This is a genomic window from Paenibacillus sp. IHBB 10380 (assembly GCF_000949425.1).
In the GTDB taxonomy this organism is placed as follows: Bacteria; Bacillota; Bacilli; order Paenibacillales; family Paenibacillaceae; genus Paenibacillus_AQ.
The window spans coordinates 2,918,928-2,945,030 of the sequence record NZ_CP010976.1; the positions used below are offsets into that span (position 1 = coordinate 2,918,928).

At 43.5% G+C, this 26,103-nt stretch carries 37 protein-coding genes and 1 pseudogene; 7 read left to right on the top strand and 31 right to left on the bottom strand.

All coding sequences use genetic code 11. The features are described 5' to 3' along the window. Positions 1-29: 29 nt before the first annotated feature. From dprA to UB51_RS12690, 4 genes are all read right to left on the bottom strand, one after another. On the bottom strand, positions 30-1,148 hold the full coding sequence (gene dprA, locus UB51_RS12675; RefSeq protein WP_199925032.1) for a DNA-processing protein DprA: 1,119 nt from the start codon (positions 1,146-1,148) through the stop codon (positions 30-32). A gap of 146 nt (positions 1,149-1,294) precedes the next feature. After that, the gene (sucD, locus tag UB51_RS12680; protein WP_044877606.1) at positions 1,295-2,224 is read right to left on the bottom strand and encodes a succinate--CoA ligase subunit alpha; all 930 of its coding nucleotides are present in this window, start codon (positions 2,222-2,224) and stop codon (positions 1,295-1,297) included. Between the two features lie 34 nt (positions 2,225-2,258). Beyond that, positions 2,259-3,419 carry an ADP-forming succinate--CoA ligase subunit beta gene (gene sucC, locus UB51_RS12685; protein WP_044877607.1) on the bottom strand — a complete coding sequence of 387 codons (1,161 nt, stop codon included), beginning with the start codon at positions 3,417-3,419 and terminating at the stop codon, positions 2,259-2,261. A 247-nt stretch (positions 3,420-3,666) separates the two neighbouring features. Beyond that, positions 3,667-4,137, bottom strand: coding sequence for a MarR family winged helix-turn-helix transcriptional regulator (locus UB51_RS12690; RefSeq protein ID WP_044880113.1), 471 nt, complete (start codon positions 4,135-4,137; stop codon positions 3,667-3,669). 284 nt (positions 4,138-4,421) lie between these two features. Here UB51_RS12690 and UB51_RS12695 point away from each other — a divergent pair. Both UB51_RS12695 and UB51_RS12700 read left to right on the top strand, forming a co-directional pair. Then, positions 4,422-5,543, top strand: a pseudogene (locus UB51_RS12695) (YifB family Mg chelatase-like AAA ATPase); the annotation flags it as partial. A 25-nt stretch (positions 5,544-5,568) separates the two neighbouring features. After that, positions 5,569-6,012, top strand: a complete 444-nt coding sequence (locus UB51_RS12700) for a helix-turn-helix transcriptional regulator (protein ID WP_052675908.1) — start codon at positions 5,569-5,571, stop codon at positions 6,010-6,012. Between the two features lie 105 nt (positions 6,013-6,117). Here UB51_RS12700 and UB51_RS12705 read toward each other — a convergent pair whose 3' ends face one another. Then, the gene (locus UB51_RS12705; protein ID WP_044877608.1) at positions 6,118-6,864 is read right to left on the bottom strand and encodes a hypothetical protein; all 747 of its coding nucleotides are present in this window, start codon (positions 6,862-6,864) and stop codon (positions 6,118-6,120) included. 172 nt (positions 6,865-7,036) lie between these two features. On the opposite strand from UB51_RS12705, the gene UB51_RS12710 reads away from it, so the two are divergent. Continuing rightward, positions 7,037-7,315: a hypothetical protein gene (locus UB51_RS12710; protein ID WP_044877609.1), complete on the top strand. Its 279-nt coding sequence runs from the start codon at positions 7,037-7,039 to the stop codon at positions 7,313-7,315. A 204-nt stretch (positions 7,316-7,519) separates the two neighbouring features. On the opposite strand, the gene UB51_RS12715 is transcribed toward UB51_RS12710, so the two are convergent. Further along, a complete protein-coding gene (locus UB51_RS12715; protein WP_044877610.1) occupies positions 7,520-7,804 on the bottom strand; it encodes a LexA family transcriptional regulator in 285 nt (94 codons plus the stop codon). Beyond that, the gene (locus UB51_RS12720; RefSeq protein WP_044877611.1) at positions 7,804-8,010 is read right to left on the bottom strand and encodes a hypothetical protein; all 207 of its coding nucleotides are present in this window, start codon (positions 8,008-8,010) and stop codon (positions 7,804-7,806) included. The genes UB51_RS12715 and UB51_RS12720 overlap by 1 nt, the downstream gene beginning before the upstream one ends. Before the next feature lie 137 nt (positions 8,011-8,147). On the opposite strand from UB51_RS12720, the gene UB51_RS12725 reads away from it, so the two are divergent. Continuing rightward, complete coding sequence (locus UB51_RS12725; RefSeq protein ID WP_044877612.1) at positions 8,148-8,351, top strand: hypothetical protein; 204 nt, start codon at positions 8,148-8,150, stop codon at positions 8,349-8,351. A gap of 84 nt (positions 8,352-8,435) precedes the next feature. Here UB51_RS12725 and yjcZ read toward each other — a convergent pair whose 3' ends face one another. Beyond that, positions 8,436-8,549, bottom strand: a complete 114-nt coding sequence (gene yjcZ, locus UB51_RS27845; RefSeq protein WP_044877613.1) for a sporulation protein YjcZ — start codon at positions 8,547-8,549, stop codon at positions 8,436-8,438. Between the two features lie 271 nt (positions 8,550-8,820). Here yjcZ and UB51_RS29295 point away from each other — a divergent pair, with 271 nt between their 5' ends. The 3 genes from UB51_RS29295 to UB51_RS12740 all read left to right on the top strand — a co-directional run bounded on the left by UB51_RS29295 (position 8,821) and on the right by UB51_RS12740 (position 9,744). Beyond that, complete coding sequence (locus UB51_RS29295; protein WP_267884702.1) at positions 8,821-8,955, top strand: hypothetical protein; 135 nt, start codon at positions 8,821-8,823, stop codon at positions 8,953-8,955. A 195-nt stretch (positions 8,956-9,150) separates the two neighbouring features. Beyond that, complete coding sequence (locus UB51_RS12735; RefSeq protein WP_044877614.1) at positions 9,151-9,369, top strand: hypothetical protein; 219 nt, start codon at positions 9,151-9,153, stop codon at positions 9,367-9,369. Between the two features lie 63 nt (positions 9,370-9,432). After that, positions 9,433-9,744: a hypothetical protein gene (locus UB51_RS12740; RefSeq protein WP_044877615.1), complete on the top strand. Its 312-nt coding sequence runs from the start codon at positions 9,433-9,435 to the stop codon at positions 9,742-9,744. A gap of 57 nt (positions 9,745-9,801) precedes the next feature. On the opposite strand, the gene UB51_RS12745 is transcribed toward UB51_RS12740, so the two are convergent. From UB51_RS12745 to UB51_RS12855, 23 genes are all read right to left on the bottom strand, one after another. Further along, a complete protein-coding gene (locus UB51_RS12745; protein ID WP_044877616.1) occupies positions 9,802-10,023 on the bottom strand; it encodes a phage holin in 222 nt (73 codons plus the stop codon). Between the two features lies 1 nt (position 10,024). Then, on the bottom strand, positions 10,025-10,813 hold the full coding sequence (locus tag UB51_RS12750; protein ID WP_044877617.1) for a M15 family metallopeptidase: 789 nt from the start codon (positions 10,811-10,813) through the stop codon (positions 10,025-10,027). 1 nt (position 10,814) lies between these two features. After that, a complete protein-coding gene (locus UB51_RS12755; RefSeq protein ID WP_044877618.1) occupies positions 10,815-11,048 on the bottom strand; it encodes a hemolysin XhlA family protein in 234 nt (77 codons plus the stop codon). A gap of 126 nt (positions 11,049-11,174) precedes the next feature. Next, the gene (locus tag UB51_RS12760; protein WP_044877619.1) at positions 11,175-11,438 is read right to left on the bottom strand and encodes a hypothetical protein; all 264 of its coding nucleotides are present in this window, start codon (positions 11,436-11,438) and stop codon (positions 11,175-11,177) included. Between the two features lie 18 nt (positions 11,439-11,456). Then, positions 11,457-12,878 (bottom strand): phage tail protein, encoded by a 1,422-nt coding sequence (locus tag UB51_RS28535; protein ID WP_052675909.1) that lies wholly within the window; start codon positions 12,876-12,878, stop codon positions 11,457-11,459. Then, on the bottom strand, positions 12,871-13,191 hold the full coding sequence (locus tag UB51_RS12770) for a hypothetical protein (RefSeq protein ID WP_044877620.1): 321 nt from the start codon (positions 13,189-13,191) through the stop codon (positions 12,871-12,873). The genes UB51_RS28535 and UB51_RS12770 overlap by 8 nt, the downstream gene beginning before the upstream one ends. Further along, positions 13,191-13,844, bottom strand: coding sequence for a putative phage tail protein (locus tag UB51_RS12775; protein ID WP_052675910.1), 654 nt, complete (start codon positions 13,842-13,844; stop codon positions 13,191-13,193). The genes UB51_RS12770 and UB51_RS12775 overlap by 1 nt, the downstream gene beginning before the upstream one ends. Further along, the gene (locus tag UB51_RS12780) at positions 13,841-14,665 is read right to left on the bottom strand and encodes a baseplate J/gp47 family protein (protein WP_044877621.1); all 825 of its coding nucleotides are present in this window, start codon (positions 14,663-14,665) and stop codon (positions 13,841-13,843) included. Before UB51_RS12780 ends, UB51_RS12775 begins: the two co-directional genes overlap by 4 nt. Then, the gene (locus UB51_RS12785; protein ID WP_234405432.1) at positions 14,662-15,102 is read right to left on the bottom strand and encodes a DUF2634 domain-containing protein; all 441 of its coding nucleotides are present in this window, start codon (positions 15,100-15,102) and stop codon (positions 14,662-14,664) included. Before UB51_RS12785 ends, UB51_RS12780 begins: the two co-directional genes overlap by 4 nt. Further along, positions 15,095-15,430 carry a hypothetical protein gene (locus UB51_RS12790; protein WP_044877622.1) on the bottom strand — a complete coding sequence of 112 codons (336 nt, stop codon included), beginning with the start codon at positions 15,428-15,430 and terminating at the stop codon, positions 15,095-15,097. The genes UB51_RS12785 and UB51_RS12790 overlap by 8 nt, the downstream gene beginning before the upstream one ends. Beyond that, the gene (locus tag UB51_RS12795) at positions 15,430-16,410 is read right to left on the bottom strand and encodes an XkdQ/YqbQ family protein (protein WP_044877623.1); all 981 of its coding nucleotides are present in this window, start codon (positions 16,408-16,410) and stop codon (positions 15,430-15,432) included. Before UB51_RS12795 ends, UB51_RS12790 begins: the two co-directional genes overlap by 1 nt. A gap of 5 nt (positions 16,411-16,415) precedes the next feature. Continuing rightward, positions 16,416-17,075 (bottom strand): hypothetical protein, encoded by a 660-nt coding sequence (locus tag UB51_RS12800; RefSeq protein WP_044877624.1) that lies wholly within the window; start codon positions 17,073-17,075, stop codon positions 16,416-16,418. A gap of 3 nt (positions 17,076-17,078) precedes the next feature. Then, positions 17,079-20,315 (bottom strand): hypothetical protein, encoded by a 3,237-nt coding sequence (locus tag UB51_RS12805; RefSeq protein WP_052675911.1) that lies wholly within the window; start codon positions 20,313-20,315, stop codon positions 17,079-17,081. 301 nt (positions 20,316-20,616) lie between these two features. Next, on the bottom strand, positions 20,617-21,033 hold the full coding sequence (locus UB51_RS12810) for a hypothetical protein (protein ID WP_044877626.1): 417 nt from the start codon (positions 21,031-21,033) through the stop codon (positions 20,617-20,619). A gap of 72 nt (positions 21,034-21,105) precedes the next feature. Beyond that, entirely contained in the window at positions 21,106-21,549 is a 444-nt protein-coding gene (locus UB51_RS12815; RefSeq protein WP_044877627.1) for a phage tail tube protein, read from the bottom strand. A 3-nt stretch (positions 21,550-21,552) separates the two neighbouring features. Beyond that, entirely contained in the window at positions 21,553-22,905 is a 1,353-nt protein-coding gene (locus UB51_RS12820; protein WP_044877628.1) for a phage tail sheath subtilisin-like domain-containing protein, read from the bottom strand. Continuing rightward, positions 22,886-23,128, bottom strand: a complete 243-nt coding sequence (locus UB51_RS12825) for a hypothetical protein (protein WP_044877629.1) — start codon at positions 23,126-23,128, stop codon at positions 22,886-22,888. Before UB51_RS12825 ends, UB51_RS12820 begins: the two co-directional genes overlap by 20 nt. Further along, positions 23,125-23,619 (bottom strand): hypothetical protein, encoded by a 495-nt coding sequence (locus UB51_RS12830; protein ID WP_044877630.1) that lies wholly within the window; start codon positions 23,617-23,619, stop codon positions 23,125-23,127. The genes UB51_RS12825 and UB51_RS12830 overlap by 4 nt, the downstream gene beginning before the upstream one ends. After that, positions 23,616-24,140, bottom strand: a complete 525-nt coding sequence (locus UB51_RS12835; RefSeq protein ID WP_044877631.1) for an HK97 gp10 family phage protein — start codon at positions 24,138-24,140, stop codon at positions 23,616-23,618. The genes UB51_RS12830 and UB51_RS12835 overlap by 4 nt, the downstream gene beginning before the upstream one ends. Then, a complete protein-coding gene (locus tag UB51_RS12840; RefSeq protein ID WP_044877632.1) occupies positions 24,127-24,453 on the bottom strand; it encodes a hypothetical protein in 327 nt (108 codons plus the stop codon). Before UB51_RS12840 ends, UB51_RS12835 begins: the two co-directional genes overlap by 14 nt. After that, positions 24,450-24,833, bottom strand: coding sequence for a head-tail connector protein (locus tag UB51_RS12845; protein WP_044877633.1), 384 nt, complete (start codon positions 24,831-24,833; stop codon positions 24,450-24,452). The genes UB51_RS12840 and UB51_RS12845 overlap by 4 nt, the downstream gene beginning before the upstream one ends. Beyond that, positions 24,802-25,146: a Rho termination factor N-terminal domain-containing protein gene (locus UB51_RS12850; RefSeq protein ID WP_044877634.1), complete on the bottom strand. Its 345-nt coding sequence runs from the start codon at positions 25,144-25,146 to the stop codon at positions 24,802-24,804. Before UB51_RS12850 ends, UB51_RS12845 begins: the two co-directional genes overlap by 32 nt. Further along, positions 25,146-26,093, bottom strand: coding sequence for a phage major capsid family protein (locus tag UB51_RS12855; RefSeq protein WP_044877635.1), 948 nt, complete (start codon positions 26,091-26,093; stop codon positions 25,146-25,148). The genes UB51_RS12850 and UB51_RS12855 overlap by 1 nt, the downstream gene beginning before the upstream one ends. Positions 26,094-26,103: the final 10 nt, after the last annotated feature.

The following is a 26,103-nucleotide window of genomic DNA, read 5'->3' on the forward strand; positions in this document are numbered from 1 at the left end:
ATAAACCATTAAAATCCGTCAAACCCACATTATATGATCTTATATATAGCACCAGCTAATTGGGTAATTTGCTTTTTTATGATTAAAGATAACAGAACTGAATGCAAATGTCCAAAATCCCATTGACTTTTCAGCAACAATTGATCCAGTGTGCATGGTCCCTGCTCGAGTATATGGTATAGTTGAATCTCCTCTGTTGTCAAATCCTCTTTTTGTGAACATAGCCTTTCTTCTATTCTGAGCTTCTTCAAATCCTCTTGGTTATTGCCCACTTCTAGCAAATGAGACTCGTACTCTTCCAATACATCTTGCGTACATGTTACCATCTTTGCCCCCTGTTTAATAAGCTCAAGTGTCCCTCGACTTTTAGGAGATGTAATAGGCCCGGGAACTGCATACACATCACGCCCAGCCTCCATGGCTAAATCCGCAGTAATTAAGGAACCACTTCGGGCATCTGCTTCTACTACTAATGTACCCAAACTAAGCCCTGCGATAATCCGATTACGCTGTGGGAAGAGTCCAGGGTGTGACGGTGTCCCTAAAGCATATTCTGTTACAATAAGTCCCTTAGCTGCTATTCGTTCATATAATGTACGATTCTCCGCAGGGTATATAACATCCATCCCCGTTGCCATCACTGCGATTGTATTTCCACCGCATATTAATGAAGCTTCATGACATACACTGTCAATCCCTCTAGCCAAGCCACTAATGACCGTCATTCCCGCTTTGCACAATCCCTCCGCCAATACAGCCCCGACCTTCCTACCATAAGCTGTTGGTATACGAGTACCTACCATTGAAATGGCGGTCGATTGAAGCAAATCAACATTTCCAAGACAATACAAAACCCATGGAGGCTGATGAGCTTCTTTTAAAAGAGCAGGATATTCCTCGTCCAGAATCGTTATCACTTTAATTTTTCTATTCATTAGTTCTAGACTTCTCTGCTCAATCCGATCCAATGACAATTGCCTCATCACCGATCCTACCTTATCCCGTGGCAAACCTGCCTGCTCCCAATCTTGTTCATTAAAATGTAACATATGAGCCGACAATGCTCCCTTATTTATTAATCTCTCAATACTTTTGGACCCGATTCCGTCTAATTCATGAAGTGCAATAAGTATTTCTCGTTCACCTATATAGTTCATAATACCCTCCTCAATGTCGAGAATACCATTCTCGAAATAGTTCTATAGAACTAAATAAACGCAAAGAAGCAACCTTTTCCTCATATAAGAGAAAAAAGGTTGCTTACCTTGTTATTGATTACACAAAAATCATTAGATTATTGTGCAGTACACTTTTCCAAAATCCCTTGTTCTTCTAGAACGCTAACTAATGTAGATCCCATTTCCGATGGCGTAGGAGCGACTTTGATACCACACTCTTCGAGTTTGGCAATCTTCTCTTTCGCTGTCCCTTTTCCTCCAGAAATAATGGCACCTGCGTGTCCCATTCTCTTACCAGGAGGAGCAGTTACACCTCCGATAAATCCTACGACCGGCTTCGTCATATGATCACGAATCCATTCAGCTGCCTCTTCTTCAGCAGTTCCGCCAATCTCACCGATCATAATAACGGCATAGGTCTCCGGATCTTCGTTGAAAAGGTTTAGAATATCGATAAATTCTGATCCCTTAACAGGGTCTCCACCGATACCTATAGCTGAAGATTGACCGATTCCGCGAGTTGTCAATTGATGAACAGCTTCATACGTCAACGTTCCACTTCGAGAAACGACACCGACGTGTCCCTTCATATGAATATAACCTGGCATAATGCCAATTTTACATTCCCCTGGCGTAATAACACCCGGGCAGTTCGGTCCAATCAGTGTTGTTTTCTTACCTTCAAGATACCGCGATACTTTGATCATATCAAGTACAGGTATACCCTCAGTAATACAAATCACTAGATCCAATTCCGCATCCACCGCTTCCATGATGGAATCTGCAGCAAAAGCTGGCGGAACATAAATTACACTTGCTGTTGCACCTGTAACAGCCTTAGCTTCTACAACAGTGTTAAATACAGGTAAGCTAACGCTTTCCCCATTCTCTAACGTAATTTCAACCTCCGTGCCACCTTTACCTGGCGTTACCCCACCCACCATTTGAGTTCCGTAATCCAGAGCTCCTTTGGTATGGAATAGACCTGTAGCACCCGTAATCCCTTGGGTGATAACTTTTGTGTTTTTATCGACTAAAATGCTCACGATTACTTCACATCCCCTATCGATTTAAAAGTAATTATTTTACGAGCGAGACAATTTTCTGTGCACCATCAGCCATAGAATCCGCAGCAACGATATTAAGTCCCGACTCAGCCAAAATTTTCTTACCCAAATCTACATTCGTACCTTCGAGACGGACGACTAATGGACGTGTTAAACCGAGTTGTTTTGCGGCTTCAACGACACCATTCGCAATAACATCACAACGCATAATACCACCAAAGATATTGATAAATATTCCTTTGACTTGCTCATCAGATAAAATAATTTTAAAAGCTTCCGTTACTTTCTCCGTAGTAGCGCCGCCCCCTACATCCAGGAAGTTCGCCGGATCTCCACCATAATATTTAATAATGTCCATCGTTGCCATTGCAAGTCCAGCACCATTAACCATACATCCAATATTGCCATCTAACGCAATATAGCTAAGATCGTATTTAGAGGCTTCAATTTCTTTCAGATCCTCTTCATCTAGATCTCTAAGCTCTTGGATGTCCTTATGACGAAATAGTGCATTAGAGTCGAAGTTAAGCTTGGCATCTAGTGCTATAACTTGTCCGTCTCCTGTAATAACTAATGGATTAATTTCTGCAATAGAACAATCCTTATCAACAAAAGCTCGATATAATGCCATCATAAACTGAGCCGCTTTGTTTACAAGTTCGTTAGGAATATGGATAGCATATGCTAGCTTACGAGCTTGAAATGATTGAAGACCAACCGCTGGATCCACGATCTCTTTAAAGATTTTCTCAGGTGTCTCAGCTGCCACTTCCTCAATCTCTGTGCCACCTTCTTCAGATGCCATCATTACGACACGTCCAGTTGCACGGTCTACAACGACTCCGACGTAATACTCTTTGCGGATATCACAGCCTTCTTCAATTAAAAGACGTTTGACCTCTTTACCTGCAGGTCCTGTCTGGTGAGTCACTAGTACTTTACCAAGAATCTCTTCTGCATAAGTACGAACTTCATCCAAGCTTTTTGCCACTTTAACGCCGCCAGCTTTTCCTCGTCCACCTGCATGAATTTGCGCTTTCACTACCGTCACCGGACTTCCCAGCGATTTCGCAGCTTCTACAGCTTCTTCCACCGTATAAGCAACCTTGCCGTTAGGAACGACAACTCCATACTGTTTTAATACTTGCTTTCCTTGATATTCATGGATATTCATTTACGAGATCCTCCTATCAACATGACTGCAACAAGACGAGACAATGACATCGAATAATTAATTGGAAAAAAATATAAACCCAACTTATTGTAACATGATTATAAAACGCTTACCTTAATTATTACACTTTAATACACACTCTTTTGATATCGTTTTCATTCCTAATTGCGAATGGTTGGGAATATATGTAAAAAAGGAATGATGGACATTACTATATAATGCCTTCACCCTCTACTTATTTGTACGATTATTTATGACCTGTCCGCACATTAGACTCATGAACTCGATCTAGTAAATTCTTGAATTGGGAGAGTAGATTTTGGAACTCATCTCCTGAGACACACCCGTGTTGAAATATAGCTTCAGGTATATGCACCGCTTGCTCTTGCAGATTCCAACCTTTATCTGTCAAAGTAATGTTCACTTTACGCTCATCCTCTGTGGATCGAACACGATGAACAAGTCCTGCAGCCTGCATTCTCTTCAGAAGGGGTGTTAAAGTGCCCGAATCCAGATAGAGCGCTTCACCCAACTCTTTAACCGTACGCTCCTTATGTTCCCATAACACTAGCAGTACTAGATACTGAGAATAGGTTACCCCCAATTTCTCTAGCGTGGGTTGGTACAATTTTGTAATTTCCCTAGAGCATGCATAGATCGTGAAACAAAGCTGGTTATCCAGTAACAAGTGCGGATCGGGTTCAGGGATATGATTCATTGTTAATTCATCTTTCATAACTTGATATCACCTACCTCTTCTTCATTAATTCTAGCATATTCATGCCAATGTTTCATGTTAATTGTTATAAATATACCCATAACACATTATATTTACGTAATTTAAATTGTGTAAAATACAAATAAAATAACTCACTTGACAACATCATACAATGGTTCTACAATTTGTCTAATATTATCATTTCCGAAAAAATGGAAGCACCTTTTTTCTAATGCGACATGATGCCCTAATCTATGTCATAAACAGAAAAGAGGTTTTTTGTTATGTACGGTAAAATGCATAGTGCGTGTCTATATGGAATTGACGGGGTTATTATCGAAGTAGAGGTAGATTTGTCCAATGGTCTTCCACAGACTTCTATCATTGGCCTACCCGATTCAGCCATCCGAGAAGCTGTCGAACGCGTACGAGCTGCCATTAAAAATTGTGGGTTTCGTTTCCCCATGCAAAGAGTTACGATCAACCTTGCTCCTGCAGATTTACGAAAAGAAGGATCGGCCTTTGATCTTGCTATTGCCCTTGGGATTCTTGTCACGAGTAATCAACTTATTCTTCCAACAGAGATCAAATTGTTAATCATTGGTGAGCTTGCCCTAGATGGAAGTCTAAGACCTGTAACAGGTGTCTTATCTATGGTGGATCGAGCTAAGCGAGAAGGATTCCATGGTGTACTTCTTCCCCACGAGAATGCAGCAGAAGCGGCACTTATCGCGGGGATACATATATATAGCCTTACGCATCTACAGCAATTACTTTACCAGAGCGCACCTAGACCTAAAGGATCAAGAAAAGAAAGCGACGACCCTATGGTTCTATCCTCGTTAAGTTTTCTAGAAGTTACCCCCAGTCTATCTTACTCCGCCGCCAATATTAACAACGGTCTCAACAAATATGAAGATTACTCCGACGTCTTAGGCCAACAACATGTTAAACGCGCGCTAACGATTGCTGCTGCTGGGATGCATAATATATTGTTAATCGGTCCTCCGGGTACAGGAAAGACGATGCTCATCAAGCGTTTACCGACTATACTCCCTTCTTTAACAGAACAAGAAGCATTGGATACAACCAAAATATTCAGTGCTGCCGGTAAGTTAAAGGAAACGGATACCGGACTGCTCCATCGGCGTTCCTTTCGCTCTCCACACCATACGATTTCTCCAGGTGGATTAATTGGAGGTGGCACCATTCCGAAGCCAGGTGAAGTTAGTCTCGCTCACCGCGGTATTCTATTTCTAGATGAATTACCAGAATTTTCACGCAACGTACTTGAAGTATTACGACAACCTTTAGAAGATCGATCTGTAACGATTAGCAGGGCCAAAGCTGTCATCACATTCCCTGCACATTTTCTGCTTGCTGCGTCGATGAATCCTTGTCCGTGCAGATAACACCTCAGGCATGAGTGTAATGAAGAAGACATCACTGAATATATTGGGCTCAGGAGCCAAAGTCAACAAGACTCCTGGTGATCGTATTCGTTATGCACGTAAATCAGAGTACTTAACTATCAGGGAATTAGCTACTAAAACAGGATTAACACCTGAAGCCATTAGCATGATGGAAAGGAATACCCATCCCCCATCCCTAAGCAGTCTACGAAAGATATCTATTGTATTGAAAAAGCCTATCCATTTTTTGGGCTGCTATGAAGATATGAATGAAGAAACATTGGGAGATCAAATCAAAAAGGCCAGATATTATAAAGGTCTGACCTTGGAAGAGGCTGGAGAGCACTTTGGTGCCGATGTAAAGACAATTAGAAGCTGGGAGACAAATAGAAGAAGACCATCCAATAGACATATTAATGAAGTAAAATTATTTGTTGATATAATAGTGATATTAAAACTGTAATCTTTAGATTGAATGTGTACTGCTGATGTTTCTTTTTTGTTATATAGCACAAAAAAATCGCCCCTTCACAGATCATGCGTAGGGGCGATTTTTTTGTTTTCTATATTATATAGCGGTAAAAGTCTTTTTAATAAACGCTCCAGATGGGTCCATGGCATATCCAGTTCCGTAACATGGAGACGCTGGATTTCCTTGAATACCATAATAAACGCTGTACCATACCTTATGATATGTTGTATAGAGTTCAGCGTGCAGTCTTTGCTTAGCAGGAACAGGTGTATTACTCTCCCAAGTCGATGTATCTTTTCTGCCAATCGTAAATTTAACAGCTGCACTTATAATAGAAATATTAGCTCCAAAACTACCATCATATGAACCAGAAACCTCTTGGCTCACAGTTTGCTTAAAAGTATCAGGTCCATCAATAACGTAATCTCTAAATAATGTAGCTGAGGAATAATGGCCATGACCCAAGTCGTTTGTCTTAACCCAATAAACACTAGCAGCTAGTGGAGATAGGGAATCCGTAATTGGAAACAGGGAAGGAACAGGTGTATTTGGTATATATTCATATTCTATTCTTAGTGGAACTTCATCCAATCCCTCGTCTTCTGCAATTTGTTTTAATTGCGCTTCGTCAGTAATAGAATATGTACTGCCAGTGTCTTTCAAATTTGATTGAATTGAGCTAGGAATTGGCACTCGAAGAGGATAGGGATCTGGTGTGGATGCCATTAGAGATTTTGTTTGGTCATCGGTGGACGTTCCTGGTGATGCAAAGGCAACTGAACTAACTGTCAAGCAAAGTGCTAGAGACAAAATACCAGAAGATAATGCTTTTTTAATTTTCATTCTATCAACCTCCATATTTTTCCTATTTATAACAATGTTTAGTATATATCATAAAAATATTCCTGTATATACCAAAATAATAGAATATAATTACATTATTGTCTTATACTAATAGAAGGAGGGAATTGAGATACCTAATTATAAAATAATTGAAGGGTGGGAATTTATCTCCTTGAATATTAAAAAAATATTACTTTCTATCTATTTGATTTTAGTATCTATAGTTGGAGTATTACGTGTTCCAGTAATCTTAAGATGGGGGCCAGACCAAAAAATTGATCAAGAAAAATATGCTCCATTATGGCAACTACAAGATGAATACCTTACAATAAGTAACTATACACCACGATATCAACTAGATCTCATAAGACTGATTTATGAATTAGGTATTATAACATTAATCCTCTTTGTGGTTTATTTAATATTGCAAAATAAAAATAGTAAGAATTAAATACCTGGTCGTTATTGATCAAAAGCCTAGTATCCAAATGATTGACAATGTGCCAGCATGGGGTCAAATCCAATTTTAAGAAGGGCATTCCTGATGTAATTTGGGAATGCCCTTCTTTCATACCTAATTTAAATTTATCCGGATATATTCTCGGGTTTATCCGATGTCTATTATAAGGGGCGCACTTCATAGAGACCGCTCGCTTTAATGTTCCATCCAGTAGTTGGTGTTCTCATTTGAAGATGGAGAAGGAGCTGCAGGTCTGCTCTCCTCTCTCTCCCATCCTTCAATGATCAGAATCGTACTCATTGAAGCTTTGTCTTCCCAAAAGATGTAGTTCAGGCTCTCCAACTCTGTCAGGCTTTCCCGTATGCTGTTCATATTCCTGCCTGTCAGTCGTTCCAAATCTCCCATTGTCGGATTTACATTGTGCCGTCTAGAATAGTTATATAGCACCCTTAATAGCTTACGCTCTGCATCAGCAAGCATTAGACCGCCTCCCGTACTGCTGTTCTTGGGGCTTGCCACGCTAATATGTTATCGATACGGAATGTGCGTGGTGATCCAGTCATTAGACAGGTGGCTCTTATCAATCCGTTACGGATACTATTTACTTCGATGCGCCGCTGCGTGATCTTTCCTGATTGGTCCATATACATGATTTCGATGATTTTCCCAAGATACTTCACTGGCATGTTATTCACTCCTAATAAGAACATTTGTTTGTATTATATGCGAACGAGTGTTCTTTATTCAAGTGAATTGTTTTTCCAAGGAAGAAGGGTTTATTCTTGATTTGAGAGAATATTGAATGTATGAACGGAGTGATTGAATGAACTTTAGAGAAGAATTACATATAGCTGCATCTAGTAATCAAAGGGTAACTATAAAGCTCACTAGCGGCGAGGTAATCAGCGGAGTAGCAGAAGTATCAACCTATCCTGAACGCGCTAAGATAAGAACGTCAGAAGGTCCAACGTGGATTCCTTACAAGGATATTACTAACATAGAACGGATTGTTCAGATACTACATTAATAGACACAAAAATAGAGACCACATTGGCGTTATGCCTTTGTGGTCTCTTATATCGTATGAGGTTATTTAAGAATACACATTAGTTTAGAAACAGAACGCACTGGTAATGATAACCAACAAAATGAACAGAACTAAAATTGCCCCTGTGCTTCCACCAACACCGCAACCTCTGCCGTATCCTCCAAGAACTTCACTCATGAGTACAACCTCCTTTGGTTTAAGGTACCTCATATCTTATGTAGTAATTAGGGATTAGTAAGGGCTACACGGTAAATAAATGACCCTGCAACACACTCCAGCAGGCATATTCCCAAGCGCTTGGGAATTTCATTTTGATGACCACATTGGCGTTATGCCTTTGTGGTCTTATTTATGATGCTGTTCTTTTATTAATTATACTTTAGTATAATAATTAATTTACTTTAGTATAATAATATGTTATAATTAATTTAGAAAGGAGGAAGAAAAATTGAGACAAAAAAGGAGAAGTAAACGTAACCCCCTAGAAGTCAAAGATGTCGTCCAGTTCTTGACGGTCCTGATGACACTCGTGACAGCAATCATTAGCCTCATAACAGTAATACTTCAACTACTTAAGAAGTAAAACAGTTGAGGGTTACGATTCACCCCGAAAGGGGTGGATTGTAACGGGGGTTATGTTCTTCTCCAAATAAATTATATCATATATCAGGAGGATACATGTTATGAGTAAACTTAATAAGGCAAGTTTCATAATGAGTTTTGCTGGATTAATCATTAGTGTTATCGCTCTAATCCTTGTATTGAAAGGTTGACTGTAATGAACATCGCTGAAATGCTTGTGGACGAAATAGATAAGCAGGGACGAACAAATAAATGGGTGGCTGAACAGGTGGATATAAAGCCAGTCACCTTCTCTTTAAAAGTAACTAAAAATCGTTTCAATTCCACTGAATTAGTACGGATTGCCGTTTTGCTAGATCTAGACTTAAATATATTTAAAGCATGTATAGGTGATGAAGAGGATGAGAAATTATGAAATTCGAAATGCGCCTGGTATGGAGCGTGAAAAATAAAAAAATGTGAGGAGCTTTGAATAAATATGGACTTTACGCAAAGAATGGAATCTAAGTGGGAAGAGATTACTGTAACAAAAAATGAAAGAGAACTTCTCTTTGATAATTTCGAAGCTAATAAAGAGTGCATTGCCGAGCTACATTACGAAGTTGAAATTAAGCAGCTACAGTACCTATTTTTAAAACGTGAACAGCTTGCTGGATTGAAAGAAGTCTTAAATACACCAGACCTTATGGCAGATATCGAGAAAATTAATGAAACTTGCATCAGTATTGCACAAAAACACCTTGTTGAAGCTGGGTTAAAAGAACGACTTGTGCTAGAATCTCTCATTTAACATAATGCCATAAATAAAAAAATAGCCCTACCGACCGAAGTCAGCAGGGCTCAAAATCTACAAATTATATCCACCACTATTCGGCTTAGTAGGGTTTGATAAAATACCCAACGTAGCCAGCAACCCAAGGAACACATTCAGAACAGTAAGAAGATCCTGTTTCATAATATCTGTCAAATCAAATACACCAGTTAAATGTCCAATTAACTGAAGCAATAGGACAACTTGTGAACCCACGCTAATCCACAAAGCATAATTACGCCATCTTTTCTTTTGCATATTATTTGTCCTCCTTATTAAACAAACCAAGATTGTACATCATCTGAATAGTTACAATCTCTGCGTAACTCTTATCATTCGTCTTTGTGATTGCCCCAGCTTTCTTGGCAGCTACCAGAGCTTCATGCGCCCAATCAGGAGGCGTTTGATTTCCAATGATATTAACACGCTTCTCTAGTGCCAACATACGCTTCTCCTGTGCTTCAATTGCTTCAGCTTGAGTTTGCACCTTTGTTTCTAATTCTTTGTTCGTAGCCATATCTGAATCATCCTCCAATGCATTTATTTTTTTGATAGTATCATCTATTTGCGCCTGAGTTGGTCGTATGCCTTTTAATAACTGCTTCGTGACACCTAGACCAAAAGCCATCTGAATATGAGGGCGATCCTTGAAGCTGATCCAATCCCCACCCCATTCAAATCCTAGCAACTTCGCTTGTGTGACAACTTCCAACCAATCAGATACGCCATTATGATTGCTATCTGCAGTTAGGTCATAGCCATTTTTGGTTAAGACAAAATCGCCGGCTAAACCGTAGTTATGCATGGAGTATCCAGGTTGAGCATTAGATACTATCTTTTCTCCTTTAGCTTTACTTGCCGTAGTACGACCTTGATCATAAATAGCCTGTTGTTGAGCCGCGGAACGATAACCTGATGTAATACGGATCTCTACGCCTCTTGCATAGCAACGTTCAACAAGCTTTTCCAGCCCAAGTTTCACGGCCGGATTAAGCCTGTCCGTTATCTCTGCAGCAGACTTCTTTTTCAATTCTTCAAGTGTGGCCAATTTATAGCCCCCCTAATTTAATTGCAGTCACTAAAGCAGCCATCACAATAGCGATAGCAGAGCCGCCAATTGTGCGCCACAACCACTTCTGATTTCCTTCAATCTCATCAAGCCGCCGGTGGGCTGATTTAGTAGACTGTAACGCTTCTTGAGCAATATCTTTAGCGTACAGTTGAGCGTCCAACTTTGTTTCTACTCGAGTCAACCGTTGTAAAATTTCTGTAGTTTCATCCATATCATTTCCCCGCTTTCATATATAAAAATAGCCCCCATAGTTATGAGGGCATAAAAAATACACCATCTAAGGTGCTGTTGATGTGCTTTCTATTTACTCTGGCAAAAAAAACGTGTCATACCCTCCTTAGAGTAAGTTATTAAAACAATGAATATTTTCTGGGTCGGAGTCTATAATGGCTTGTCTAACAAAGTCTTTATCGGTACTGATATCTAAAGCCGAATCTGTTACATCACCAAAAAGTTTTAGAAAAGTAAATAGACTTGTTGTCATGCCCGTTCCTTCCCAATGTATCCCCTCACCATTACCAACACCATGAATTTCTTCCCATATATGTTGTGCGTCTGTAGTGATTTTATAGTTTTGTTTGACCCATTCTTTTGCATTCATTGAGCTACCCTCATTTCATTATGTGAATACTATATGTCCTCCGATACTAGTCCCATATCTAGTGTTATTAAATATGGTTAAGTAATGGGGACCCATAGTCATACTAATCACTCCGTTATCAGAGCTTCGATTATATATAGAACCGTAATCCCCACTACTTAGGAGAGAAGCGGCGGCATAATAAACCGCTCCTGAAACCGCCATTGCTGAAATCATTTTGGTACCCCCGAGATCACTCACCATCATCTGATGATAGGTATCGTCTGGTATCTCAGGTGTTGTAAAACTCCTAGAGTTAACTCTTGTTGCATTTACCTTACCTGTCCCAGGGTGAAAGCCCTTGGGGATATATTGAATAGAGCTCGACGGATTAATCGTTATCTCCCCAACATTAGGCATAGTACCCGTTACAAGCCCCGCCTCTGTTCCAATGGTCTGCCCTACTAGTACCTGTGCCGCTTCCGCTGTTCCATATTCACCTCCTTCACCCTGTAAGAAAAAATTTCCATCAACAAACCTTGCAGTATACAATGTATCCACTTTTAAAGCCCCTGGCTTTAAAAGAACATCTTTAGCCTTAAGTAGGTTGACCGCTTTCATCCCATTAACCTTTAAGTCTACATAAGATGTATTTTGGACTTTATTCTTAAATGTTACACACAAACCATTCGTGTATGTGGTAACTAAAGGGTCTATTGATACCACCTTATTGTTTGCGGTTCCGGAATCTTCCCCATAATACACATGAGACGTAACATCCGCCTTATGTGTAACTAGAGCATCGTTAACTGTCTTGACCGCTTTAGGCGTAGCTGCTAGCGTCTCAGACGTGCTATTTACAGCGCTTGATAACTGAGAGATACCCTTTTGTGTAAGAGATGATTCAGGGATATCTACGTCAATGTTCTCAATTTTTTTAAGGATTTCAGCCATGTTTACCGTACTTCGTTTATCTGTAGAGGTGATAACTCCACTGGTGTCAGTGGCTACATACCAAAGTAAAAGAGCAGTTGCCGCAGTTGCTTCAGATGTTGTCTTCTTTATCGTACCGTCCAAGTCCAAATACAAATATTGTCCTTGAGTTGGATTTAATTCCATGCTACCCGCTGGAACTTCAAACCTCTTCCCACCAACGTAAGCCACACCCTGGGTCCAACTAGCTGTAAGACCTTGGGCACTACATTGTAATCCCATGACTCCATCCACATCAGCAACAAAGTTACCCCCGATTTCTTTGGCCAACTTCTCCACCAGCATGTACGCCCCTTCAATCCCGCCCTCCATCGTATTAAGTCGATTTGAAGTAATACGGGTCCCTGCCTGAACCAATTCAAACAGCGGGCGCCCGGTCTGTGGATCAGTCTGCTGTTTGCCTGATGCGTCCTTAATCGGACGGGTCATGTCCGGAATTTCGTCCTTCCATTCCTGTTTGTTATACAATTGCCTTCACCTCCAGCTTGATACTAAATTCAAATCCGATTAGAAATCCCTGATCGTTCTTCACTACATTCATGGTCTGGTTCGCAAGCGTCCGACCTTCAGAGTCCATTAAAGACGCTCCAAGGATCTGCTTTCCGACGACCTCAGTGTCCTGCAGAAATACATATTTCCGTACTGATCGTCCTGATATAACGGTGTTATGGATCGGATATTGAACCAACTCACCGCTGAGGTTAACTAGTGCATGGTCAAAATGCGAATCCACATCAGCAACCACGTAGTCGAGCAACAGCGGCTGAATAATATCTGCCATTATGGCGTTCCTCCTTGCATCGGTAATTCAAATCCTGTAATTGGGCTATCTATTCTGGCACGTGTCGATGCAGCGCCCACTGTAATGCTCTGAGCTGCCAAGACACCGCTTGTTCCCGGCTCCTGCGGCATTTCAAATCCACAGATCGGGAAATCAATACTGTACTGGTAAGCCTGACCGCTCAACACGATTGCCGGGGTTGTGGTTTTGGCCACCGGCACGGATCTGTTAATGTGAACGGGGCGAATGTACTCAAAATCAGCAAACAACCCCGCCACATCAATGGGGGAGTTGGCTGCGAATTCAAAATGAATCTCCTTCTCTTCAAATGCCTCAATGACGTTCAACAATTTCCCATGCTGTGCGCCAAGTAACCTCAGTGCCGAAAGCTTAAAGGGTCTCTTGGCCCATCTTTTGCGGCGTATGCCCTCTCGGCGCTGTTCCAATGTCTCTTCCGACTCCTGCCGGAAATATATCCATTCCCAAGCAGATAACGCCCATGTGGCGCGCTGTAAAATAAATTGATCCCCTATGTCATCAATCTTTTTTTCCCGTTCATCTATTTCCTGTTCCATAACCATAAAGTGCCGCTCTACCATGTCTATTTCATACATGTACGGTGGCAACATCTCCCTATAACGCAGAGGAATCATGTTAGAATCACCTCAACTTGCAACACGGAATTGTTCTTCACCACCACGTCCTCCGTATTATCATTTAGCTTGAATTGACTATAGTCCTCCACACCCTTGACCAGCAGCAGTGCTCCCACATAGTTGTACATCAGCTTGTTACGTCCCGCGGCATATTCCATGATACGCTTGCGGATTGGCTCCTTCAGACTCACTAAGTCCACTGTAGTCGTTAGCTTTGCCTCTATGTGTAGAGTAAACACAGGTGCAGGATGTACCTGCAGGTCATGACCAGCGATCCGACGTTCTTCCCACATCCATGCTCGGACCGTTTCAGAAAACTCTTCCGTGATCGGCTGACCTTGTAGATCGGTCAGATATAGATCAATGCTATTATCATGTCGCTCCTTTTCACGGGCAATCGCACCTCCAACCCCCTCCATTTCCTTCGCCCACGCCTCATAATCCTTCTGACGCCCGCTCCCCTCCTCAGCAAAGGCACGGTCAAGCAGTCTCATACGGTACGTGTCATCGTCCTCCCCTTCCTTCCGGGGTATTCCGTCTGACCAACCGTGACCATCCAAAAACTCATTGTCTGCCCAAATCGGGAAAGCTTGGATAAAGGCGTAGGTTAGAAGTTCCTGCTGCTCAGAGATTTCCATAGCAATTGGATACCATAGATCATAAAAGTATTCTCCGTCGTCCGTGGGCGGCGGGGGCATACCTCTTTCTTTTGCCAGTGTGATGGCCCTGTTCACCCACCGACGGTAAATATCCTCAGGTGTTTCTTCTAATATTGCCATCGGTGGGAGAGCTGGCAGATCTGTTAATTTCACATTCATAGTGTAATCTCCTCCTCCAGCAATGCAATTCCTACTAGGCCAGTCAATGAGATCTGCAAGTGCATGTCTCTGCCTACTCGCTGCATGGACAATACCTCTGCCTGTTCGATTTCGATATGAGCGGTCAGAGCTTCCTCAATGTCACGCTTTATTTCAGCATCTTCCCAACTCGGCCACTCCGATTTCTCGACGCCAATATCCTCTCCATATACGACGTACTGAAACCGTTCTGTATTAAGTATTTTCATGGCCGTTTGTACCAGGTATTCTTCATACGATTTTGTCTTTCTGGGACGACCATCATCGGTAAAGGCTGCTCTTCGATTTCGATAGTCTATGACGTAGGTCCATTTCGTGGCGGAGTCGATAGACTCTGTTAACTCAATCTCATCCACCTCAGACAAGTCTAGTTCAGGAAAAAAATCTTCATCAACCAACGCTTGTCACTTCCTTTCCAAGCACGTAATAACGCTGCCCAGTCATGCGAGATACGATCAATCGATCACCAACCTGCAGAGGGCTCGGTGTGACCAGAACGCCCTTCAGTACAGAGAACGATGGCTGCTCAACCTCAAAGGTCACTTCTGTACGCTTCTCCTGCAGGTAATCTGCAAAGATTAGTTTATCTGCTTCATAAGGATATGGGTCCCCATCTACTTCAATTCTTGGGACCGGCCAGCTTAGCAGCGTGGCCCGCTCTGTATCTTTGGCATCGATGTGACCCGTTGTTTTATCCCGTAACAGCTTCAATGCTTCGTTCAGCACTAGGCTTCCCTCCTCTCAAGCACCAACTGCAACGTGTAAATCCCGTTTTTAAAGCTTGAGTCTGCACTCTCCACAATCCATTTAGATACATGATCGGTCTTGATCAGCACTAGCCAACCGGCCCGCAGTCCGGAAAGTGTGTGGTCCTCATGTTTTACGGTGATTTTTTTGATCTGTTTAGGAACAGATAAAGCCTTTAGTCGCTGAGCTGCGACCGTTGCCGGAGTCTCGTCCTCCTCCACCTCAATGATTTCTTCCATCCGTCCCATCGCCTTAACTGCTCCTGCTGCCGTCTTTGTAACGGAAGAAACCAGCTTATCATCCTTATATTTTTGCGCAGTAACGACCGTATACGTGTCCTCGATCGTATATCCCGCTGTACTGGACGTATGTTGCTCCGGAACAAAAATAGGGACCCGGCTATTGGTCCCTTCCCTCCTAACCTGTAAATAAAAACTCTGTTCTGTACGAACCACATCCACATGGTAACGGTAGCCGCTACGCTCATATGCCTTTTGCAACACGTCCAATATCACCTCTGAATGTGCCATTGTCCCGTAGCGCTCATCCAAGGTAAATCCCAGGGTAGGGCATCGAAAGTCAATGCCGGTTGTTTTGATGTAACGTTGCAGCTCCGCGCCCGCCTCTCCCTTCAAGTACGGACGCGTCCCTTTGTTCTTAGCAAGGTACCATCCGATCTCACGAGCCTCAATTTCCCAAGCGTTTGTAAACTCATCCTGCTCATACTTGATAATCGGTCCATGGAAAAATTGGTTATTGGCGTTCGTCAGCGAACCTTTCACTTGCTGCGAAAAGCACATTAGCATACCAGCTACCTTTATACCCGTGGCATTGCGTAACCGTACCGTCGCGCTGCGGGCGATCTCATCCCGGCCAGAAGACCATGACAGCTCCTCAATCGCATCCGTTAAGACGTGGCGATTGTTATCTTTTCCATACAAAACTGCGAAACCATTCACACTAATCACTTCCCTTTAACGCTAGCATTTTTACTAGATATGCGGCTCTTTTGGTTTGAGTAATCGAAAGAGCCCTTCGCGTTATCATTAGCCTTAGACTTATCCTTAGCCTTCTTACTCTTATCCTTTGCTTTTTTTCCTTTTTTGCTTGTCTTTTTCTTATTTTTTTTGTCCGTTTTTCCGGTCGTATTGGGTCGGCTTTTTGATGACTTCGTAATAATCACACCGGGCTTGAGTAACTGCTTCGAGTTGGAGTAGGACACGATCTTAACCGGCTTACTCTCGACAAATGAAAAAGTACCATGCAGATTGCCCTGTCCGTCTTTATAGGTTTTCTCCATATTTTCAATGATCATTGTCTGACTAAACAGGTTCTCGAAATTAAGCACAACCGGCTTCGCCTTCCATTTCTCCAACAGCTTCCACGTTGTTTCCGGGGTTTTATAAGTGACCGTTTGCTTACTATCTTTCTCCCATATATCCTCCCATTTACGTGGCAAAATGGTCGAAAAAGAAACCCGCTTCGCTTTGGAAACGGGTTTACCTGTTCGCTCTTGTCCGGTAATAACAGTAAACACTTCAACCTCATTACCGGATATAATCTGAACCTCAGCTGGGGTAATCGGAAACGTAAGTCGTATTTTCCCTTGCGATAATGCCAACATGGCTTACCCTCCATTCTCCAGAACTTTGTACAACTCTTCACCGAACACTTGCCGGATCAGCGCACGACCCTGTGGGCTAGCCATCATCTTCGCAAATTGAGTGAAGTCTGTAACACCTTTGGCTAGCTCTCCAAAATCGATGTTAATGTTCTGAATGGTGACAGTCTTATTAGTCGCAGGCGATGCCTGATTAAGTGTTTGGGCAATGGGAACGCCACTACTACTCTGTGGTCCCTGGATACCCTGAACACCACTACGCAAAGTTCCAGCTATCGAATTCATTCTTTCTCGTATGGAATCCGACTTTAACCCACCTGCGAACATTGATACAAAGTTTCCTGCCCATTTGTCGGATTTACTTGCTGGACCCTCTTTGGTTGGCGAGTGGAAACCGAGAAAATTCTTAATGACTCCTGCAGCATCAGAAACAGCTGAAGATAACGATGGGAATTTACTCCGTATTCCGGATGTCATCATAGAAATTAAATTACTTCCCCAGCTACTACCCTGACTGCTGATATTCTGCAAGGACATCAAATGCGATCGTGTCTCACTTGCTGCAGACTTTGCTGCACTACTAATTCCTCCAAAGCTCTTCCCAGCCCGACCTGCCCCCTGTACGATCTCCTGCATACCGCTCTTAGAAGTTTGTCCGAGTTGCTTTGTCTGGACACCTGTTTTCTGAGATGCCGTTCCCACACTGCGTATGTTGTCTTGAGCCTTTTTTGAATCCGTGCTCTTAAGCATTCCTATAAAGCGATCCTTTATCTTATCCACTGTCTTGGTAACACCGCTTTGATCCATTGCGCTGTTCAAAGCCTGCTTTATGCCATTCTTAGACATGTCCGAACGGAACGACTCAAAGGTCTTTTGGAGCTTCTTCTGTCGCTCTGGTGTCATATTTCCGAAAGTAACCTTAGATTCAGGTGGTGTGGCTGGAGCCGCTGCAGGCGCTTCTTTCTTCTTGCCTGTGATCCAGTCACCGATGGAGTAGATACCGTCTACTGCTTTTTTGGTCCATCCAGCATTATCAGCCATTGAACCAAGTTTTTCACCGACCCAACCCCCAACACCTGCACCGACAGCCGTACCAATGGGACCAACTAGAGAACCAACCAATCCTCCAACGATTCCTCCCGTGGTACCACCTACCAAGGAACCGCCTGTTGAAGATATACCCGCTTTAAGACCATCCTCTTTTGTAGCCTGGTATAAGTCATAGCCGCTTAGTACAACTCCTGCCACAACACCAGCAGCACCCGCTGCCTTAACAGCCTTCTTTCCGCCTTTAAATAATCCTTTCATGCCACCTCTAGGCGCATCAGGAATTACATCGGGGATAGGTGATGGCCTTGGAAATATTCTGGAGTTTCGATAGGTAACCGTGCCTCTTCTAGGTGTTGCATCAGGAATCACATCCGTATCAGGTGGTAAGGTCCTTCGTCGAGCACTGATAGAGCCGTCTGCATTGCGGCCACTCCTGGTATTGCTGTTATTTGTTCCTCTGTTGCCGTTTCGCCCACGTCCGCCTCGTTTGCTTCCTCGACCTCCTCTACGTTTCCTATTTCCACCATTGCCACCAAGACCACCACCGGCCTCGTTCAAATGTACAACACCAGCATTGATGGTCATTGAGGATACTGAGCTTAGACCGCCCATCCCTCCATTGTTACCGCCTATGCCTCCTCGTCTAAGCGAGAACCGTTTTTTTGTAGGCGTGCCAACTTCTTCGATTGGGCCAGGTCTTTTATTGGTACGTCTCCCGAACATTCCCTGTGCAGTAGAAACTACACCCCTACCAGTATTCCAAATCTTCTTACCTGTTTTCACCGTCTTCACAGCTACTACAGTTCCAAGAAGAACCGCTAGACCTGTGTTAATTGCAGTAAAGTGTTCGCTATAAGTGCTCGTTAATCCGCTAACAAAACCTACAATTTTGGAGCCTAGTTCCTGTATGTTGTCCTTATTTCCACTCAACAGAGTATTGAATTCTTCAAGAGCAGGGAGAACGGCTGTAGAGAGATTTGCGCCTAATTCATGCATCTGCTGATCAATCTGAGCTCGGGTCTGGATAATATCCTGCATAGGGTTTGCCTCTTGCTGGGCTTTGACCATCGCCTCCATAGTACCAGGTATCACAGAAGGTGCCGGCTGAAATGGGACCGGAAACGTCTTTATGATAGCATTGCCGTTATCCTCTGCAGCTGCTGCTCCTAAGGAAACAAGCGATTGTTTCAATTCACTCCGTGTTTGACTAGACAAATCCCCGACCAGCGCCATAAGGGCACCTTTGGCCCGCTGTTCGTCACCTGAATTGATATCATCGGTAAAAGCAGCAGCTTGCCGGGGCGCCTCTTCTTTGCCAGCACCCCGAAGCTTAAAGTATTTCTCCATATCCCCTGCATCCAAAGCTTTGACTCCAAACGTCTCCTTAATGAAATCCGCTGGCTTGTCAAAATTAAAGGCTCCCTCTTCTACGCTTTTTTTCAAGTAATTTGCCATCTGTCCAGAACTCGAACCGGTATTTTTGAAGTAACCAGCATACTCCCAAAAAGTATCGAATAAATCTTGTTGCCGATCCCCAACCTCTTTATACGCATACATCATGCTGTCTGCAATTTGCGTAGGTGTTTCTTTAAAAGTATTAGATGCCTGTGCCAATGCTCGATTCACTTCTTCAGCACCCGCATCAGGAATAATATACTGTATTTTGGAAGAAGCATTTATGAACTCGTTGACTTTGGATTTGTCAGGTACCAGCGGCGCTACATTTGCTACTTGGCGGGCACCAGCCGCCCGGTCGGAAATAATACCTTGCTTATACAAGTTGTCTACAGTTTGCAAACTCTCTCCACGCACATCAGCTGGTAACAGGGCTGCACTACGAGAAGCCTCTGAATAATAGTCCATCACATTACCAAACATGGCGTCTTTAATCCCACCGCCCAGCAGCATGGCACCTGCTGTTGCAGCAATGGTTGTTATCTTCGATGATATGCCATCCAAGACAGGGCTAACATCATCCTTTGCTCGTAGATGCACACGGGAGTCACTCATCCCTCTTATTTCCGCGTCTGCACGGGATGCAGAGTGCCGTAGATCATCTGCTCCGCTCCGAGCACGCCGGAATAAATCGTCAACATTTGCTCTACCTAACCTACGTGTTTCGTCTGTTGCATCGTTAATACGGCTCCCTAAGTCATCCGCAGCGCTCCGAGAACGTCTGAGGTTAGAAACCAAGTCGTCCCCCATTTGTCCGGATGCGCGTCGAAAATCTAATAGATCATCGGTAGCACCGCGAAGTACCGTCCGTATATTCCTGACAGCACCAGAAATAAAATCCTGGGCTTCAAACGGAACCGTTACTTTTGATGTAGCTGCTATTGTCTTTCACCTCCCCCCTACTATTTCTTAGCCATCCGCTTTGCTTCTTCTTCCGCGATCATGCCTGCAGCCAAACAAAAATAATATTGGCGTTGTCGGTCAACATCGTAAGGCAAGACTTCTGCTGGCAACCTCTTTTGATTTACCCAAAAGGAAGCTACCCAGCTTGCTTCTCCGTCTTGCCGGATGAGTTTTTTGCTTCTTTGAGCAATGCATCCTTCGTTTCTTGAAAATTCCGTACTGCCTGACTAAGGGCAGAATAATCATTAGGATTTTCCAGCAAGCGAGGAGGTAATTCAAATTTAGTTGTGCAATGGAAAGCCTTCAATAGCTCAGTGTCATTCCAGTTAAAGTCGTTCTCCGTAGCCTTTACGATCATAACGTCGATCTCATTGAACATTGTTTTTGCAGTACCATCTTCCTCGTACGCAAGTTCGTAAGCACGACGAACTTCCATTGTCGTCAAACGGCGTACAGCCCAATCCTCGCCATCAGCAGACACCGTAATGATGTCATCCTTGCGGCCAGCTTTTCCTTTTTCCAAATACTTTTGCAATTTGTCTTGGTTACTCATTCATAATTCCTCCTAATAGGTTGTGGTTTATTTGAGATAAAAAAATAAAGAAGAGGACGGGTATCCGTCCTCCTACGCCATATAATCCGGAAATTTTTCCACGAAGTCGAAATCCGTCGCAGTACCGGACAATGTAATATCGATACCGTTATTGTCATCTATCTTTGCAACCATAATGTCCATCTCGTCATGGATGTGAATACCTGTGATCAACACCCGCTCAGTATTCCCTGTCATCTTATCTTCGAGTGCCCCCGTGATTCGGGGCAAGAACAATGTCTTGCCTGCCTTAAAGTCTTCCAGTAATCTGTAACGCAGTCGTGATTCCAGCTTTGACATGACCAACTTAACGGTAATCTCATAACCCGTGAGCTGCTTTGTCTTCGTCATGCGCCGTGCTCTAACAATATCAAGGTTCTCCGGCTTCAATATAACTTCAATTTCCTTGATAGTTTGGATATCATCGCCGTTGTCATCCTGAACAGACAGGTTACGGCCAATTAGTTCGCGTTCCATTGATTACGCCACCTCCCAAGTGATATAAAATGCTTCGATAGCGTCTAATGGTTTAGCAAACAGTTTGAAGAAAGCATAATCGAAGTCGCTCGTTTTTGAGCCGTCTTCTGTAAATGTGAAGTTATCAGCAATCGCCTTTTGCTGGCCGCGGATTTTAAGGTACTCAAGAACGGCAGCAATAAACATTCCACGGCCATCTTTATCGTTGTCTAGCTTTGCCTTTTGCTTTTTGGCAGTTGCATAAATATCATTAAGCACTTGGTCAATCGTCATAGACACTCTGATCTTTCCGAAGTCCTCACGCTCTCCCGTTCCAAGTGTGGTCAGCGTATTAATTGCTGATTCGATGATATAGTCGTAGCCATCTCGGGTAGCCATTAGCGTACCTTCAGCCAAGCCCTTAATAACTTCGCTATGACTCCAGTCCACCTTAGCCAATTTCATAGGCACCTTCACACCTGTAAATGATTTGTTGGCAGGCGTACCAGCTACAAGCCCCGCGATCCATGCGGCCCACTGAATTGAGTCATAGGTCTTACCATTGATGTGTTCGCCGGCCAAAGTGCAGTTAATGATGTAACGTGCATTCATCGCACGAGAACGCTCGTTGTGTGCCTCGATATCACCATCCTTAGATGCATCCCCTGCAACAACCAACTGTGCAAGCTTTCGGGCCTTTACGCGGCGATCTAGCAGCCATTGTTTGCAAGCGGCTTGGACAGCTTTGTCAGTGGATGGCAAATAGAACACATCAAAAGTTAGACCATCAACCCTATTAAAGATACGACTCCAATCGGATGCAGTCATCACACCCGTTCCTGTGATGCCTCCAGCGAGTGGGGTATAAGCCAGATCACCCAGTGTAGTTGCTCCCGCATCTTTCAATCGTACCATTGCCGACTTCTTCAGTATTTCAATCGCTTCAGCTTTGTCAGCAACCAGGTATGTCTCCGTGTCATAAATTCCTTTGGTATCACGGATCACAATCTCTTTCTTCATTGAATCTACCAAGGCTGACCGCACCATAAATTCAAAGTCGTTTCCGCGCGTACCTGGATAACGTGCCTCAATCGTGTAGCTATCAGGCACAGCATAAAGAGCTGTCTTTTCTTGCTCGTTGGTGACGCGGTAGCCGACCACCGTTGCTCCATTCTCTGCAGCAAGCTCTAGTTCGTCCACAAGCAAGCCCGACTCCTTCAGCCGTTCAGATGTATCAGCCATATCGACTGCTTGGGCAGGTGCCCCCCACTCGGCTTGATAAGGGATCAACACACGACCCGTTACTGGTGTAACGCGAGCTTTTGCCAATGCAATTAGTTCAACATAAGCACCTGCTCTATTCCTTTGTATCGACATTTACTGTTTCCTCCTTCGTTGCTGGACGCAAGTATGCATCTAGCTTCTGAATGACTTCCTGCTTTGATAGCAGGTCATCAGCTTTGCAATCAAAAAGAGCGCCGGCGATTTCAAAGCGTTCCCGCTTCAATACCACTGCGCTCTCAATCCATTCCTGCTTGTTTCGTTTGTTCAGATCATCCGAAACATTGACAGGCTCGCGTATTGTTTTTTTAACACTCATATTTTGAGCTCCCTTTCATCGTTATCGATATAGAAATCGTTGATTTTTTCCACCGGCTGCCCATCGTCTTTGATCAGTAGCTTTGGAATGTGTAGCAAATAGGAATAACGGAAAGTGACCTCCGTCTTATCTTTCAACTCCCGTGTACGTGGCGCCTCGACTACCATCATGATTCCGAAGCGCTGTGACGATACGCAAAATCGGCGTTGCCGGAGGTATAAGAAGAAAGGAGCCAGATCCAACGGAATCGGTTCCCCTTGATCCTCTTCTCCGATCCGTTCAAAATCGAAATGGAAGACCAGTCCCACATCCTCAATAATCCGGTCGGCCCTTGGCGTGTGTACTTTATCAGAAACCAGATCCGTTTCCACGAATACGCTTGGCCGCTCAAACTGTCCGGCCAGCCATAACGAACGATCCCGAAGAATCGGAAGCTCAGGATAAACCTGCTGCACGATATCAGCCCACGCTTTAAGCCCAACATCCATCATGACAGCATCCTCTCCAATTCCTTTTCTAGACGCTTCTGGATTAAAGCATTCATGCCGCCCTCCAACTGCTTGATAGCAATGTCAAAATAATGCCGACCAATAAATGATCTCGGTTTTGCCATAAAGCCGCCTTTAGCGTTTGGATCATAAATGAATGCTCCCACACTATCCCAGTAACCAGGTACAAAGTGGGCCTTGTGAATTGTATATCCGTCATTAATCAACCGTGGATATCCCGCTTTACTTGGATCGTTACTTCGGGTTCCCAAATTGGACCCGACTTCAAGGGTTATCGCGTTGCGGTCCACATCCCATTCCCATACGTTTCCGTCTTCGCCACGTGTAAAAGAGTTCCACATTAAACCCGTATTAATAAGGTCCTGCTTATCGATCTCATCAATGACTAAGTTTAATAATGTCTCCCCCACAGCTTCAGCAATATTGCGAAGGATCTCGCTCACGCCTTCATCACTCAACTTTTTAAACTTACGGGCCAAGCCGTCAAAATCATGAACGTTCACTGCCCTTCACCTCACATGCAGCCTGGATCTCTCTCCAATATCGCCGCGGGATCATATCAATGACCAAATAACGGCGTCCTAGTAAAAGTATCTCATCGCTAAGCTTCACATCGGCTGATTTAAGCAAGCCTATCGTCTTCTTTATGATATACAATACAGGCTTTTCATCCGTCTTCTCGGACGTTTCGGTTTTAACAACAAAGCATTTATAATCCCCTGCCTTGGTGGACTTCCGGTCACTGAACAGGTCGTCGCTATCCTTCTTCCCGGTTACTCTATACACCGATAATGGAGTATTGAAGCGATGGTTCATAACACATATGCCGTGATGTTTCCGTCATCGGCCTGCTCCTGCTTCTTAATCCAAAGGAAGAGAATAGTATCCACATCAGCGTTGCCTGTGGTCTTACCTGCAACTGCCTGCCTCGTATAAGTCCATGCACCATCGCTCTCTGATGCGTAATTACGAGCAACGGAAGCAAGGTATTCTTCACTGTCTTGAAGTGCAAGCGACTCGGCAAGTTTTAACCAGGCTAACATGAGCTGCTTATCTACCGTTTCAGGAAATTTAACAGGCAAGTATAGTTCTATCCTAGTCTGTGCGTCATCGACATATTGTTCCAATTGCTCAGGAGTAGCTTCCTGAATAGCACTGACTCGACTACGCTGTTGGAGGATCGTCGGTGTTAGCATTGTCCTTTTCCTTCTTTCCACCCAAATCATCCCCAAGAGCTGCGTTCTCTTTGTCGCGCAGCGCCTTAATCAGTTCAGGCTTCTTCATATCACTAAAACCCTCTATTTCCGATGCCTTTGCCTTATCTTTAAGCTGGACAAGTGTCAGGTCCTCCAGGGGAATAACCTTTTCCTCACGTATCTCAAAATCCACTCGGTCGCGTAACTTCTTCAAAACTGACTCGCTTTCAATTAACACCGGCACCTTCGGTTCAAACCTAGTACCGTGCAGGGTGAGGGACGCGTTGGTCCCCTTATAAGTAACGTATGCCATTAAAATTCCACCCCTTCTACATAAGCAACCGCGTTAGGTTCCTCAAAAATGGAATCAAAGTCAGTGTGAGTTGCATAGAACCGCTTGTCTGCATAAATGGCTTCCTTACCTTCAGTTGTCTTTCTGAGTTGCATATCATAGGTATGCACCATGGCGAAATTCCGCTGATAGGTGAACAAAATCGCACCCTCAGGCATATGAGGAACCTCTTCCACGTCATAGGCATTGACCTTCTTAACACCGCCTGCAATTTGAAGTTGAATCGATGCGCTGGTGTCCATCTCTGCGAGTTTCTGAAGACGTTTTGAGAAGGTATTAGGGTGCATGAAGTATTTGAACACACCACCAGATCGAAAGCGCGTTGCAATTGCTCGTTCAACTTCAAACAGAACGCCTTTCTTTTGCGTAGCTGTCATTGTTGCGAAATCCAGAAAATTCCCTGTCGTACGAGCCAATTTCAGCCAGCCATCATTGATCTTCAAGAATTCATAATCCGGATCGGTGCTTAAAGTAGCAGTATCTCCGTTGAAGCCGATATCCTGCATATTTTCACCAAAGTTATTCGCCATGGAACGCATGATAATGTCCTCAGCATTTTGACCACGAACACGCTGTGTCTGGCGAATAAACTCCTCGGTAATCTCAAATGGTAAAACAACCGGTTCCACAGCATATGGCACTTGCGGAAAGGTTGGTGTTGCGGTATTTGCTGCCATAATATTCTCTTTCTTACTGCGAAGATTACGACCAGTAACACCAATTTTATCGATCGTACCTTTGGAACTCAGTTTATTAATATGGCGAATCCCTTTAAGAAAATCAGTAGATTCATACGCCATTTCTGTAAAAGCATCCACTTGCTCATAATTGAGCGCTGTGTTATCCATCGATGTTACAATAGTGGACTTTTGAATGGTGGTACTAGCGATTTGACCGTTTGTTCTCATAAAATATTAT

Bases quoted from the DNA above. Each gene is read 5' to 3' on its own strand.
- UB51_RS12735 (WP_044877614.1), top strand. From the start codon at position 9,151: ATGAACATCGCTGAAATGCTTGTGGACGAAATAGATAAGCAGGGACGA.
- UB51_RS12840 (WP_044877632.1), bottom strand. From the start codon at position 24,453: ATGAACCATCGCTTCAATACTCCATTATCGGTGTATAGAGTAACCGGG.
- UB51_RS12825 (WP_044877629.1), bottom strand. From the start codon at position 23,128: ATGAGTGTTAAAAAAACAATACGCGAGCCTGTCAATGTTTCGGATGAT.
- UB51_RS12755 (WP_044877618.1), bottom strand. From the start codon at position 11,048: ATGGATGAAACTACAGAAATTTTACAACGGTTGACTCGAGTAGAAACA.
- UB51_RS12705 (WP_044877608.1), bottom strand. From the start codon at position 6,864: ATGAAAATTAAAAAAGCATTATCTTCTGGTATTTTGTCTCTAGCACTT.
- UB51_RS12845 (WP_044877633.1), bottom strand. From the start codon at position 24,833: ATGCTAACACCGACGATCCTCCAACAGCGTAGTCGAGTCAGTGCTATT.
- UB51_RS12780 (WP_044877621.1), bottom strand. From the start codon at position 14,665: ATGAATGTGAAATTAACAGATCTGCCAGCTCTCCCACCGATGGCAATA.
- UB51_RS12720 (WP_044877611.1), bottom strand. From the start codon at position 8,010: ATGCCAGTGAAGTATCTTGGGAAAATCATCGAAATCATGTATATGGAC.
- yjcZ (WP_044877613.1), bottom strand. From the start codon at position 8,549: ATGAGTGAAGTTCTTGGAGGATACGGCAGAGGTTGCGGTGTTGGTGGA.
- UB51_RS12700 (WP_052675908.1), top strand. From the start codon at position 5,569: ATGAAGAAGACATCACTGAATATATTGGGCTCAGGAGCCAAAGTCAAC.
- UB51_RS12830 (WP_044877630.1), bottom strand. From the start codon at position 23,619: ATGATGGATGTTGGGCTTAAAGCGTGGGCTGATATCGTGCAGCAGGTT.
- UB51_RS12820 (WP_044877628.1), bottom strand. From the start codon at position 22,905: ATGTCGATACAAAGGAATAGAGCAGGTGCTTATGTTGAACTAATTGCA.
- UB51_RS12815 (WP_044877627.1), bottom strand. From the start codon at position 21,549: ATGGAACGCGAACTAATTGGCCGTAACCTGTCTGTTCAGGATGACAAC.
- UB51_RS12800 (WP_044877624.1), bottom strand. From the start codon at position 17,075: ATGTTGGCATTATCGCAAGGGAAAATACGACTTACGTTTCCGATTACC.
- UB51_RS12715 (WP_044877610.1), bottom strand. From the start codon at position 7,804: ATGCTTGCTGATGCAGAGCGTAAGCTATTAAGGGTGCTATATAACTAT.
- UB51_RS12810 (WP_044877626.1), bottom strand. From the start codon at position 21,033: ATGAGTAACCAAGACAAATTGCAAAAGTATTTGGAAAAAGGAAAAGCT.
- UB51_RS12745 (WP_044877616.1), bottom strand. From the start codon at position 10,023: ATGCAAAAGAAAAGATGGCGTAATTATGCTTTGTGGATTAGCGTGGGT.
- UB51_RS12850 (WP_044877634.1), bottom strand. From the start codon at position 25,146: ATGGCATACGTTACTTATAAGGGGACCAACGCGTCCCTCACCCTGCAC.
- UB51_RS12855 (WP_044877635.1), bottom strand. From the start codon at position 26,093: ATGAGAACAAACGGTCAAATCGCTAGTACCACCATTCAAAAGTCCACT.
- UB51_RS12770 (WP_044877620.1), bottom strand. From the start codon at position 13,191: ATGGCAGATATTATTCAGCCGCTGTTGCTCGACTACGTGGTTGCTGAT.
- UB51_RS12760 (WP_044877619.1), bottom strand. From the start codon at position 11,438: ATGAATGCAAAAGAATGGGTCAAACAAAACTATAAAATCACTACAGAC.
- UB51_RS12725 (WP_044877612.1), top strand. From the start codon at position 8,148: ATGAACTTTAGAGAAGAATTACATATAGCTGCATCTAGTAATCAAAGG.
- UB51_RS12740 (WP_044877615.1), top strand. From the start codon at position 9,433: ATGGACTTTACGCAAAGAATGGAATCTAAGTGGGAAGAGATTACTGTA.
- sucC (WP_044877607.1), bottom strand. From the start codon at position 3,419: ATGAATATCCATGAATATCAAGGAAAGCAAGTATTAAAACAGTATGGA.
- UB51_RS12775 (WP_052675910.1), bottom strand. From the start codon at position 13,844: ATGATTCCTCTGCGTTATAGGGAGATGTTGCCACCGTACATGTATGAA.
- UB51_RS12690 (WP_044880113.1), bottom strand. From the start codon at position 4,137: ATGAATCATATCCCTGAACCCGATCCGCACTTGTTACTGGATAACCAG.